We start from the raw sequence: 12,602 nt of genomic DNA on the forward strand, positions 1-12,602 counted from the left end.
CGCGCGGGTGCGGTCGGCCGCGGCGGCATCGGCCACCGTCATCGCCTGGCGCACCGCGCGCACATCGGCGTCGCGTTCCTCGGCGTGGCTGCGCACGGTGGTGGTGAGTTGTTCGGTGCGGGCCTGTTCCGGCAGGGCGGCCCAGGCGATTCCGGCCTCCTCGGCCGCCGCGCGCAGTTCGTCCTCACCGCGGGCCAGGGCCGCGGCGGCGGTGGTGACCGCGGCGGTGGCGCGTTCGTATTCCTCGCCGCGCTGGTCGGCCGCCTGCTGGGCCTTGGTCGCCTTGTCGCGGTGGACCGCCGCCGAGGTCTCGAGCCGCCGCACCGCATCGGCCAGATCGTCGAGCTGCTGCTTGCCCTCGTAGGCGCTGGACCGCTGCAGCGTCTCCCGATCGGTCAGGGCCTGCTCGTAGGCGCGATCGGCCTCCTCGGCGCGATGCTCGGCGGCGGTGCGCTCGGTCTCGCGCCGCTGCCGCAGTGCCGCGGCCGCGAACAGCGCGGTGCTGCCGTGGGTCACCGCGTCCAGCCGCGAGCGCACCTGATCCACATCCGACTTCGCCTGCACCGCAAGGTATTTGCGATAGACGTCGACGAAGGTGCGAGTGGCGGAGTCGGCGGCGACCAGCCCCTCGAGCGTGCGGCCGACCTCCTCCATATCGCTGAACGAGCGGGCGGCGTCGAGGATCAGCTGATCGTCGAGCGGGCGCAGACCGTCGGTGAGGGCCTGCGACAGTCCGCGCGGATCGAGGTTCTTGGCCAGCTGCGGGCGGCGCAGCGTCAGGATCAGATTGATCAACTGGTCGTAGCGCTGCACACCGAGGCCGAACATGCGCGCGTCGATCGCGGCGCGGTAGTCGACGGGGCGGTCCACGATCGCGTCGGTGCCGATCTGCTCGGCCAGCTGTTTGCGGGTGAAGGGCCGGTCGTCGGGTCCGATCAGCGAGAAGTCCACGCCCACCCGGCCGTCGGCGACGAAATACCACCGCGTCACCTTGTCCGAGGACCGGGTCGCGCGCATGCCGATGCCGACGGTGACCACCTCGGGATCCGACCAGCGCCCGCGCGCGAATTCCATCCAGACATAGGAATAGGCCGAATCCTGTTTGCGATAGAGCAGATTCGACTTCATCGTGCGCTCTTCACCGGCGAACGGATTCAACCGCCGCGGTTCGATGCGGCCGTCGAAGACGAAGGGGAACAACACCTCCAGGGCCTTGGTCTTGCCGGATCCGTTCGGACCGCGCAGCACCAGCCGCCCGTCGGCGAAGCAGAATTCCTGATCGCGGTAGTCCCACAGATTGACGATTCCGGCGCGGGTGGGAATGAAGCGGACACCACCGTGAATGAGGTCCATGGTTACTCCGTCCCCTTTCCTGAGGTACTGGATCCCGCGGCGCCGGCCGGTGCGGTCGCCGGTTGCCCGGTGGCGTGCGCGCCCAGCGATCGTGCCGAGGCGAACAATTCGGTTTCGGCCCGCGTGCGCACGGTGACCACCGCGCCCCGATAGCGGGCCAGCGCGGGCAGTGCCAGGACACCGCCGTCGACCATCTCCACCAGAGACAGCCGCGCCAGCAGACCGACCACCTCGGTGGTGAGCCCGCCCACGTCGGCCTGCCATTGAGCGGCGAAGGTCGAACCGTACCGCTCGGTGAGCGCGTGCACCGTCGCGCGAATCCACTCGTCGTCGACGAATGGATGGGTGATCGGCTCGGGACCTTCCTCGTCGGCCGGATCATCCGCGTCGCCGGGCTCCTGCGGCGCCGTGACCAGCGGCGCGAAGACGGTGGCCGCCGGAATGGCGGCATCGAGACCGTCGGCGATGCCGGTGGCGGCGGGCGGGCGCGGTTGCCGGGGCAGCGGATTGTCGATGTCGAGGACCCGGTCGGCGATCTCGCCGATCAGCAGCAGCGCCACCTGCGCGAGGGTTCCGGTGCTGGGGAAGCGCACATCGGAGAACCGGCCGGAGGTGTCGATCAAGGCCACACCCTCACCGCGGCGTTCGGCGCGCAACCCGGTGAGCAACTCCACCTCCGCCACGATCTTCTCGCTGCCCAGCGCGGATTGTTCCGCCGCACCGAGGGTTTCGGTGTAGACGACCGGCAGTTCGATCAGCGCCCGCCGCACCCGGCGCGCGGCCGCGGCGCGCGACGGCACGGAAACCGTTGCGGCGGAATCGGTGTCGTCGGCGAGCAGGGTGCGCACACTGTGCAGGTGCTGCAACGCGCGCGGCGGCCGGAATATCGCGAACACCACCGAGCGGTCGATGTCGTAGAGTGCCTCACCCGCTTCCGGGTCGGCGGCCCAGCCACCGGCGTCGCCGTCGGCGAGGGTCAGGGCGCCGCGGGCGGCCAGCCAGGCCACCGCGTCCACGAACGCATCCCGGTCGGCAGCGCGTTCGGTCGACAGTTCCAGCCCTTCCACCCGCACGGCGTAGGCCGCGACCTGATCGGCCAACTCCGACAGCGTGATCTGATCACCGGCGCGACCGAGCGCCGCCAGGGCGAGGGAGAGATAGGCGTAGCGGCGACGGTCGAAGATACGATCGGCGGGGGTACGGGCGGGACGGCCGGTGTCGAGCCGGTCGGGGATCGGGAACAGCCGAGCCGTGGTCTCGGTGACCTCGAGCCGGTAACCGAGCAGCTCGGCCATGTCCTCGCGCAGTTCCGTGGCCCAGCGCCGGATCAACGGCAGCGCAATGCGATCCGGGAAGGTCCGGGTCACCAGATGATTGGCCAGCAGGACCCGCGCCGCGCGCTGGTAGCTGTCCAATGCGAGCGGGTCGATGGTTTTCGCGTGCATCACGACCGACCGGAGGCGGTGCGGGCGCGGGAATTCTCGCGCACCTCGAGCCGGCGGTGATCCAGATACAGCAGGCCCTGGGCCGTGCGCACCACCGTGGAGCCGGGATGTTCGCGGACCGTCAGCGTGACGCCGCTGTCGGATCCGGTCGTGCTCACCCGGCCGCTCACGGGCACCCACGCGGTCGAGGCGGCGTCGAGCAGCCGCAGCAGGACCTCGGTTTCACGTTCGTCGAGCACCCGGTCGTGCACATCGGCGGCGGCCAGCGACATCGCGGCCGCCGCGCGGGCCCGCTGCGTCTCCAACTGCGCCTGGCGCAGCCGCCGCACCCCGGCATCGTTGCGCACGAGCCGCGCGGGCGCGCCCGGGGTGGGCTGACGGCCGGTTTCGGCGAGCGTGCGCGCGATCTCCAGCGGCGCTGCCTCCCACCAGGATCGGTGGGCGGGAATGATGTCGGCGTCGGGATGTTCCATCGACAGGTGCCGGGGTTTGCCCAATCCGAAGACGACGTCGAACAGGGCGTGCGCACTGTCGGTGGTGGGCGCGGCGGCGAACCAACCGGCCAGATGCCGCAGCGCCGACTCCCGGCTCACCCCGCCCTTGCGTGTTTCGGTCACGCGGCGCAGCAGCGACAGCACCGCCGCGATCGCGCTCATGGTCGCCTCCCGCAACCGTTCGGCCTCGGTCGCCGGTGCGGATTCGGCGGCCGGGTCGGGCGCGCCGCGATCGCGGACCGCGACGAACCATCCGCGCAGCCCCTGCCAGCGAGCCCGCCAATCGGCTTCGCGCGCGCCGATGTCCAGCAGCACCCGCTCGTCACAGGACGCGGCGCGGGCGATCAGCGACTCGGCGCCGGTGTCGTCGACCTCGGCGATCGCGGCCGCCAGCCGGGGCGCGTAGCGGGCCAGATCCATGCTGAATTCGCGCATGTGCGCCAGCAGCGCATCCTTGTGTGCGAGAAAGGCTTCCGGCGTGGCCTCGGTCGTGCGGACCAGATCGCCGAGGGTCAGATAGAAATGCGCCGCGCGGTCGGCCAATTCGGACAGCGCGGTATCGAGTCGCTTCAGGATCCGGTACACCCGCTCGGCGTCCCCGCCGCGATTGGCCTGCGCCAGTGCTTGCAGATCGGCCAGCAGTTCCGGGAGCACCAGCCGCGACAGCGAGGCCTCGTCCAAGCGCGCGCCCAGGACCTCGTTCACCGCCCGGTACGCCTGATATCCGGCCTGCGAGAACTGATATACGTAGTGCCGGTTGCGATATTCGGCCAGGGTCGCCGCGCGGGTGCCGTCGTAACTGCGTTCCAGCACACCCCAGGTGTGCAGCTGTTCGAGCAGCGGCCCGATCTCGGTGGCGGTGGGGTGCGGGGCATCGAGCATCCGAGCCAGGGTGTCGGCCACATCGGAGGCATGCAGCAGCACCACATAGGCGGCACGCGCGTGATCGAAGGCGCGCAGCACCCACAGATAGTCGTTGCGCTTGTCGGCGGTGGCGAAGGAGAACAACCGCAGCCGATCCGCGCCCTCGATCACCGTCTCGTCCCGGGTGCGGGAGACGCCGTCGAACAGTGCGGGTTCGGCGGGTAGCAATCGGTCAGCGGACTCGGTCACCGGCACGAGCGTAATACCTGCCCGTGCGCCGCGGCGGCGCACCCGGGCCTCGGCGTGCCGTCACCCCGCCTCGGTGGCGACCGCGGAGCGTTCCACGGTCAGCAGGCTCTCCTCACTGTGCTCGCGATGATAGGCGGCGCCACCGCCGTTGAGGCCGAACAACCGCTTCGACCACAGCAACCACAGCACCGCGGCGATATTGATCACCAGGGCGCCGGCGCGGACGACGGTGATGCGCTCGGTGAGCTCGTAGATTTCGAGCGGTAGGAACAGCGAGGTGGCGATCACCGCGAAATACTCACCCCAGCGCTGCACGTACCACAGGCCCACGGCCTCCACGAATTCGATGACGGCGTACGCCAGCAACCCCGCCGCGATCCAGGTGAGCACGGTCGGCGACAGCGTCCAGCCCTTCTCGATGAACGCCACGATCTTGGAATTGTCGGGATTCCAGCCGATCTGGTCGGCGAGCGGACGGATCAGCGGCAGCTCGCGATCGAATGCGGCATGCAGCTGCTCCTGCGAATTGCGCACCTTGAACACCCCGGCGGCCAGCACCACGAACACCAGCCCGCGGATCACGCGTTCGGTGGCCAGCAGCCGCATGATCAGCCGGTCGCGCAGCAGCCGCCCGCGCGGCACCTCGGGCGCCGCGTCGGCCGGGCCGCGTCCGCGCGGTTCGCCGATCACGAAGTTCCCGCAGCGCAGACACCGCCAGGCTTCGCCGGCGGCCGTCGAAACATGCAGGCGCGCAGCCAGTTCCGCTTCGTCGGGGGCGTAGGTGGCGTGCCCGTGCCACGAGCAGCTGCGCAGACTGAAGTCCATTCGTCGCAGCGTACAACCCCGGCGGCATCGTGCAATTCAGCGGCGCAGGCGAATCCGCTCAGCTCATCGACAGGACCCGCAGCTGCTCGAGGTAGGTGCGAGTGCGGGGATCGGACGGATAGCGTTCGATCATCTCCCGCGCCGCCTCGCCCGCGATCCACAGCAGTGAGGGCAGCGAGCGGCGCTTGCCCTCGAACGCCCGCATCGCCTCGTCGACCGCGAGCTCCAGATCGCGATCGCGGACCGCTACGACGGCCAGCGTCAGCTGTGCCTCGGATACGCGCATCGGCTGACGGACCGAACCGTCGAGGCCCGTGGCGCTGCGGATCACCTGGCGGGCATAGGCTTCCGCCGGGCGGTTGTCACCGGCGACCCGGCAGCAATCCATGGCGTAGAAGTCGAACTTCTGCGCGTCGACCACGAAGTGGTTGTCCAGATTTGCCGGATTGTCCAATTGCCGCAAGATATTTCGGCCGCGCTCGAGGGCGCGTTCCATCGCCTCGCGATCGCCGATGCGGGCCCACGCCTTGGCCTGCTGCGCGGCCAGCTGCACGCCGACGCCCATGCCGCGGCAGTTGTCCAGGGCGGACTCGGCCACCTCGATCGCACCGCGGTAGTTGCCCTGCGTGATGGCGAACCAGGCCGCCATTTCCGCACCCCAGCCGACGATTTCGGGATGGTCGGCCTCCTGTCCCAGTGACAGGGCCGCGCGGCGGGTCGCCTCCGCGGCGGTGCGCCGGCCCAGGTCGTAGTCCACACATCCGACCAGCAACGCCACCCAACCGGCGAGGACCAGCACCTCGCGATGCTGGGCCAGGGTCAACCGCCCGTCCAGCAGCGAGGTGATGCGCCGCAGCCACGCGGTGCCCTCGGTATGCAGTTCGTGCGGGTCGGCGAAGGGATATTCGCAGCACAGCCGCTCGGCGGTGATGCGAATGGCATCCAGTGTGGCCGAGGAGATGTCGGACATCCGTAGCCGGCCGATGAACTCGAGCGTGTCCATTCCCGTTGACGACAAAAGTTCGTCGTCCCGATTCGGGCGCGCCTTGGGGAAAAACGCCGCGGTGACGGTGTCGAACGCCGCCGCGATGATCGGCGCGTAGAAATCGTCCGGGCGCGACTCGCCCGATTCCCAACGGCGCCAATTGCGTAGGAGGGTACTGTCTGTCGGCAAGTTGTGGGATGACTTCGCGCGCATCGCACGGACGGCATCCGCTTGGGACCACCCCCGGGCGTCGCGTTCGGAGCGCATCCTGACAGCCCAGACGGGTCGATCGTCACTCACGGCCACGTCTGTAGTATCCCACCAGTTAACGCGAGTTGGACCCAATAGGGCACGCGGTTGTCCGTCATTGACATCTGCAATTGCATTTGCCGATGACGGATGCTCGATTCGGGCGGTTTTCCCGTCCGCAGAAGGTGATCCACTAGCAGGTGATCCACAACAGAACAGCGAGTCCCTTACACATCCAAACGGAGGTTCGGGTGGAAGCGTTGATCTATGGATACGTGCGTGACGATTTGGCCGACGGTCACGCCGCCGAGCTGGAGGATGCGATGTGCACCCTGGCCAGCGAAGTCGGCCTCTGCTTCGCCGCGACGTTCCATGAATCGACCCAGGGTGACGGCACCGCGTTCGCCGAACTCACGGCCGAGCTCAAGCGGGCCGAGGCACACCATGTGGTGGTTCCGTCCCTCGATCATCTTGCGGGCCAGACCATTCCGCGCGACGTGCTGATCGCGAAACTGGCTCACGACGCGGAGGCCCAGGTGCTGACCATCGAGACCTGACCGCGCGCGGCTGTCGCCGGACACGCGTCCGCGGGACCCGTCCGCCGGCCGAGTGTCCGGCGCCGCCACCGGCTACAAGCCGAATCCGCCCTTGCCGCCGCCTCGCCGGCGCAGATACTTCTCGAATTCCGCGGCGATCGCATCGCCATCGATCTTGGCCATCGCGTCGTCGAGGTCGACCGCGGCGTCGCCGCGCTCCTCCAGCGACCGCACGTATTCGGTGACCTCCTCGTCACCCTCGGTCATCTCGTCGACCGCGGACTCCCAGTCCTCGGCCTGCGCGGGCAACTCGCCCAGCGGCACCTCGATATCGAGCACGTCCTCGACCCGGCGCAGCAGCGCGATGGTCGCCTTCGGATTCGGCGGCTGGGAGACGTAGTGCGGAACCGCCGCCCAGAACGAGATGGCCGGCACGCCCGCTCGCACACACGCGTCCTGCAGCACGCCGGTGATGCCGGTCGGGCCCTCGTAGCGAGTTTGTTCCAGGCTGAACTGTTCGGCCGCTTCCTTGCTGTAGGCGGTGCCGGTGACCGGGACCGGCCGGGTGTGCGGCGTGTCCGCGAGCAGTGCTCCCAGAATCACCACCGTCGTGACCTGCAGTTGCTCGATCAGTTCGATGATGTCGGAGCAGAACGCTCGCCAGCGCATATTCGGCTCGATGCCGTGCAGCAACACGATGTCGCGCTCACTACCGGGAGGTGAGCACACCGACAGCGTGGTCGAGGGCCACTGGATCTCGCGGGTCACGCCGTCGACCTGGCGCACGGTCGGCCGATTGACCTGGTAATCGTAGTAGTCTTCGGAATCCAGTTCGGCCAGCGGTTCGGCGTCCCAGATCAGTTCCAGATGTTCGACGGCGCCGCTGGCGGCGTCGGCCGCGTCGTTCCAGCCTTCGAAGGCGGCGACGAGAACCGGATCACGCAACGTCGGCATTGCCGGATCGGATGAGGCACTGGGGTTCACCCGGTCAGCCTACGGCGTGGCGGCGGTGTCGTTCACCGCATATTGCGGGATACCGCGTGTCGGGAGCGATGTGGCACGGGCCGCCCGGTCCGGTGGTCAGGATTGTCGGGGCCGCCCACTACTCTGGGGTACATGTCTGTGTCCTCCCGCGCCGAGTTCGATACCACGTTGCTCGACACGCTTGCCCGGCGTGTCGTGATCGGCGACGGTGCGATGGGCACGATGTTGCAGGCCGCGGATCTGACGCTCGACGACTTCCGTGGCCTCGAAGGATGCAACGAGATCCTGAACGAGACCCGCCCCGACGTGCTGCGCGGCATTCACCGCGCCTACTACGAGGCCGGCGCCGACGCGGTCGAGACCAACACCTTCGGCTGCAACCTGCCCAACCTGGCCGACTACGACATCGCCGACCGGATCCGCGATCTGTCCGAGCGCGGCACCCGGCTCGCCCGCGAGGTCGCCGACGAGATGGGCCCGTCCGCCGACGGCACGCCCCGCTACGTCCTGGGGTCGATGGGCCCCGGTACCAAACTGCCCACCCTGGGCCACGCCCCCTTCGTCGCGCTGCGCGACGCCTACGCCGAGGCCGCGCTCGGCATGCTCGAGGGGGGCGCGGATGCCATCCTGATCGAGACCTGCCAGGACCTGCTGCAGGTGAAGGCCGCGGTCACCGGTAGCCGCCGGGCCATGGAACGGGCCGGGCGGCGCATTCCGATCATCACCCACGTCACGGTCGAGACCACCGGAACCATGCTGGTCGGCAGTGAGATCGGTGCGGCGCTGACCGCGATCGAGCCACTCGGCGTCGACATGATCGGTCTCAATTGCGCCACCGGCCCGGACGAGATGAGCGAACATCTGCGCCATCTGTCCAAGCACGCTCAGCTGCCGGTGTCGGTGATGCCGAACGCGGGCCTGCCGGTGCTGGGGGCCAACGGCGCCGAATATCCGCTCACCCCGGGCGAATTGGCGAGCGCGCTGCACGGCTTCGTCACCGAATTCGGCCTCGCGCTGGTGGGTGGCTGCTGCGGCACCACCCCGCAGCACATCCGCGAGGTCGCCGACGCGGTCGCGAATGTCACTCCGGCCGAACGCAATCCGGCTCACGAGCCGAGCGTGTCCTCGATGTACACCTCGGTGCCGTTCGAACAGGACGCCTCGATCATGATGATCGGCGAGCGCACCAACGCCAACGGCTCCAAGGCATTCCGCGACGCGATGCTGGCCGGCGACTGGCAGAAATGCCTCGACATCGCCAAGGACCAGACCCGCGACGGCGCGCACATGCTGGACCTGTGTGTCGACTACGTCGGCCGCGACGGCAGCGTCGACATGGCCGAGCTGGCGGGCCGGCTGGCCACCGCCTCGACGCTGCCGATCATGCTCGACTCCACCGAGCCGCCGGTGCTGCAGGCCGGTCTGGAACATCTGGGCGGGCGGTGCGCGGTCAACTCGGTGAACTACGAGGACGGCGCCGGGCCGGATTCGCGCTTCCAGCAGATCATGCGCCTGGTGGCCGAGCACGGCGCCGCCGTGGTGGCGCTGACCATCGACGAGGAGGGCCAGGCTCGCACGGCGGAGAAGAAGGTCGAGATCGCCGAGCGCCTGATCGCCGACATCACCGGCAACTGGGGGCTGGCCGAGAGCGACATCATCGTCGACTGCTTGACCTTCACCCTCGGCACCGGCCAGGAGGAGTCGCGGCGCGACGGTGTGGAGACCATCGAGGGCATCCGCGAACTCAAGCGCCGCCACCCGCAGGTGCAGACCACCCTCGGCCTGTCGAACATCTCCTTCGGCCTCAACCCGGCCGCGCGGCAGGTGCTGAACTCGGTGTTCATGCACGAATGTGTCGAGGCCGGGCTGGATTCCGCGATCGTGCACGCCTCGAAGATCCTGCCGATGAGCCGGATCCCGGAGGATCAGCGCACCGCGGCGCTGGATCTGATCTACGACCGCCGCCGCGAGGGCTACGACCCGCTGCAGACGCTGATGGCGATGTTCGAGGGCGTGTCGGCCGCCTCGGCCAAGGCCTCCCGCGCCGACGAACTGGCCGCGTTGCCGCTGTTCGAACGCCTGGAGCGGCGCATCGTCGACGGCGACCGCAACGGGCTGGAGCAGGATCTGGACGCGGCCATGCAGGAGGTGCCGCCGCTGCAGATCATCAACGAAACGCTGCTGTCGGGGATGAAGACCGTCGGTGAGCTCTTCGGCTCCGGTCAGATGCAGCTGCCGTTCGTGCTGCAGTCCGCCGAGGTGATGAAGGCCGCCGTGGCGCACCTGGAACCGCATATGGAGGCCACCGACGACTCCGGCAAGGGTCGGATCGTGCTGGCCACGGTCAAGGGCGACGTGCACGACATCGGCAAGAACCTGGTCGACATCATCCTGTCGAACAACGGCTACGAGGTCGTCAATCTCGGTATCAAACAACCGATTTCGGCGATCCTGGACGCGGCGACCGACAAGAAGGCCGATGTGATCGGCATGTCCGGTCTGCTGGTCAAGTCGACGGTGGTGATGAAGGAGAACCTCGAGGAGATGAACACCCGCGGGGTCGCCGACCAGTTCCCGGTGCTGCTGGGCGGCGCCGCGCTGACCCGCGCCTACGTCGAGAACGATCTGACCGACGTCTACGCCGGCGATGTGCACTATGCCCGCGACGCGTTCGAGGGCCTGCGCCTGATGGACGACATCATGACCCGCAAGCGTGGCGGCGCGGGCGATTCGGACAGTCCCGACGCCGAGGCCGAACGCGCCAAGGCCGCCGAGCGCAAGGCCCGCCACGAGCGGTCCAAGCGCATCGCGGCGGAACGGCGCGCCAAGGAGGTGCCCGTCGAGGTGCCCGAACGCTCGGACGTGGCCGCCGATCTGCCGGTGCCGGTGCCGCCGTTCTGGGGCACGCGGGTGATCAAAGGTCTTGCGGTGGGCGAATACTCGGGCCTGCTGGACGAGCGCGCGCTGTTCCTGGGGCAGTGGGGTCTGCGCGGGCAGCGTGGCGGCGAGGGGCCGAGCTACGAGGAACTGGTCGAATCCGACGGCCGCCCGCGGCTGCGGTACTGGCTGGACCGGTTGTCCACCGAGGGCGTGCTGCAGCATGCGGCAGTGGTCTACGGCTACTTCCCGGCCGTATCCGAGGGGGACGATGTGATCGTTCTCACCGAGCCGGACCCCGCTGCGCCGCAACGCTATCGGTTCACCTTCCCGCGTCAGCAGCGCGACCGGTTCCTGTGCATCGCCGACTTCGTGCGCTCGCGGAAGCTGGCCGTGGAGCGCGGACAGGTCGACGTGCTGCCGTTCCAGCTGGTCACCATGGGCCAGCCGATCGCCGACTTCGCCAACGAGCTGTTCGCGGCGAACAACTATCGCGACTACCTCGAGGTGCACGGCATCGGCGTGCAGCTCACCGAGGCGCTGGCCGAGTACTGGCACCGCCGGATTCGCGAAGAGCTTGTGCTGGAAGGACATTCGGTCGCCGACGAGGACCCCGCCGAGGTGACGGATTACTTCAAACTCGGCTACCGTGGCGCACGCTACTCCTTCGGTTACGGGGCCTGCCCCGAACTCGAGGACCGCGCGAAACTGGTGTCGCTGCTCGAGGCGGACCGGATCGGCGTGTCGCTGTCGGAGGAGTTGCAGCTGCATCCGGAACAGTCCACCGATGCCTTCGTCCTGCTGCATCCGGAAGCAAAATACTTCAACGCGTAGGATTTTGGCGTTTCCGGGCGTCACGCAGAGTGGCAAGGCGGCTCGGCGTGTGAGCGCAGGAGGGGTTGGACACCATGAGTTCAGATCGGCTGATCGCCGGGCGGTACCGACTGGCCGATCCCATCGGCAGTGGAGCCATGGGGGTCGTGTGGCGCGCCAGTGACGTCCGGCTGCGGCGCACCGTCGCGGTCAAACAGCTGTTGCTGGCGCCCGGGCTGACCAAGGCGCAGGCGCTCGAGGCGAAGATGCGCGCGATGCGGGAGGGACGCATCGCGGCGCGGTTGCACCATCAGAACGCGGTCACCGTCTTCGACGTCGCGGAGGAGGACGGCCAGCCCTGGCTGGTGATGGAATACGTCGACGCGCAGAGCCTCGCGGCGTTGATGCGCGACAAGGGGCCGCTCGAGCCGCGCGAGGTGGCCCGGATCGGGGCGAAGGTCGCCGCGGCGCTGGCCGCCGCGCACGACGCCGGCATCGTGCACCGGGACGTGAAGCCCGCGAACATCCTCGTTGCCGACAACGGGACGGTGAAGATCACCGACTTCGGGATCTCGCGGGCCGTCGGCGACGTCACGGTCACCTCGACCGGCTTCCTGGCCGGCACTCCGGCATATCTGTCGCCGGAGATCGCGCGCGGTGAGGATCCGGAGCCGGCGTCGGACGTGTTCGCGCTGGGGTCGACGCTGTATGCGGCCGTCGAGGGCGCGCCGCCGTTCGGTGAGGGCGACAACCCGCTGGCGGTGCTGCATTCGGTGGTGAGTGCCAAGGTGCCCGAGCCCAAGCGCGCCGAATCGCTGGGCCCGGTGCTGATGAGCCTGCTGGCCGCCGACGGCGCCGACCGGCCGACCATGCGGGAGGCGCAGCAGGCGCTCGAGGCCGTCGCCGACGGCCGATCGGCGGCGTTGGT

8 protein-coding genes and 1 pseudogene are annotated in these 12,602 nt (G+C 68.9%); 3 read left to right on the plus strand and 6 right to left on the minus strand.

Annotation, left to right across the window (positions count from 1 at the left end):
• The 5 genes and pseudogenes from NN2_RS34510 to NN2_RS34530 form a co-directional block, all read right to left on the minus strand.
• A pseudogene (locus NN2_RS34510) lies at positions 1-1,353 on the minus strand (endonuclease); the annotation flags it as partial.
• Positions 1,354-1,355: 2 nt separating this feature from the next.
• Positions 1,356-2,798, minus strand: a complete 1,443-nt coding sequence (locus NN2_RS34515) for a TIGR02678 family protein (RefSeq protein WP_063019363.1) — start codon at positions 2,796-2,798, stop codon at positions 1,356-1,358.
• Entirely contained in the window at positions 2,798-4,306 is a 1,509-nt protein-coding gene (locus NN2_RS34520; protein WP_063019361.1) for a TIGR02677 family protein, read from the minus strand. The genes NN2_RS34515 and NN2_RS34520 overlap by 1 nt, the downstream gene beginning before the upstream one ends.
• A 159-nt stretch (positions 4,307-4,465) precedes the next feature.
• Positions 4,466-5,230 carry a DUF2127 domain-containing protein gene (locus NN2_RS34525; RefSeq protein WP_030518368.1) on the minus strand — a complete coding sequence of 255 codons (765 nt, stop codon included), beginning with the start codon at positions 5,228-5,230 and terminating at the stop codon, positions 4,466-4,468.
• A 58-nt stretch (positions 5,231-5,288) separates the two neighbouring features.
• Positions 5,289-6,404, minus strand: coding sequence for an NsdA family TPR-like regulatory protein (locus tag NN2_RS34530; protein WP_231982940.1), 1,116 nt, complete (start codon positions 6,402-6,404; stop codon positions 5,289-5,291).
• 311 nt (positions 6,405-6,715) lie between these two features.
• Here NN2_RS34530 and NN2_RS34535 point away from each other — a divergent pair, with 311 nt between their 5' ends.
• Entirely contained in the window at positions 6,716-7,021 is a 306-nt protein-coding gene (locus NN2_RS34535; protein ID WP_062965122.1) for a hypothetical protein, read from the plus strand.
• Positions 7,022-7,093: 72 nt separating this feature from the next.
• On the opposite strand, the gene NN2_RS34540 is transcribed toward NN2_RS34535, so the two are convergent.
• Complete coding sequence (locus NN2_RS34540) at positions 7,094-7,954, minus strand: PAC2 family protein (RefSeq protein ID WP_210743458.1); 861 nt, start codon at positions 7,952-7,954, stop codon at positions 7,094-7,096.
• A 162-nt stretch (positions 7,955-8,116) separates the two neighbouring features.
• On the opposite strand from NN2_RS34540, the gene metH reads away from it, so the two are divergent.
• Both metH and NN2_RS34550 read left to right on the plus strand, forming a co-directional pair.
• On the plus strand, positions 8,117-11,695 hold the full coding sequence (gene metH, locus NN2_RS34545) for a methionine synthase (protein WP_063019359.1): 3,579 nt from the start codon (positions 8,117-8,119) through the stop codon (positions 11,693-11,695).
• 74 nt (positions 11,696-11,769) lie between these two features.
• Positions 11,770-12,602, plus strand: an 833-nt coding sequence (locus NN2_RS34550) for a serine/threonine-protein kinase (protein ID WP_156511559.1), incomplete at its 3' end; no start/stop codon positions are given.

The organism is Nocardia nova NBRC 15556 (assembly GCF_001613005.1).
Taxonomy (GTDB): domain Bacteria; phylum Actinomycetota; class Actinomycetes; order Mycobacteriales; family Mycobacteriaceae; genus Nocardia; species Nocardia nova.

Excerpts from the sequence above, each read along its gene's own strand:
- NN2_RS34515 (WP_063019363.1), bottom strand. The coding sequence starts at position 2,798 with ATGCACGCGAAAACCATCGACCCGCTCGCATTGGACAGCTACCAGCGC.
- NN2_RS34525 (WP_030518368.1), bottom strand. The coding sequence starts at position 5,230 with ATGGACTTCAGTCTGCGCAGCTGCTCGTGGCACGGGCACGCCACCTAC.
- NN2_RS34540 (WP_210743458.1), bottom strand. The coding sequence starts at position 7,954 with ATGCCGACGTTGCGTGATCCGGTTCTCGTCGCCGCCTTCGAAGGCTGG.
- metH (WP_063019359.1), top strand. The coding sequence starts at position 8,117 with ATGTCTGTGTCCTCCCGCGCCGAGTTCGATACCACGTTGCTCGACACG.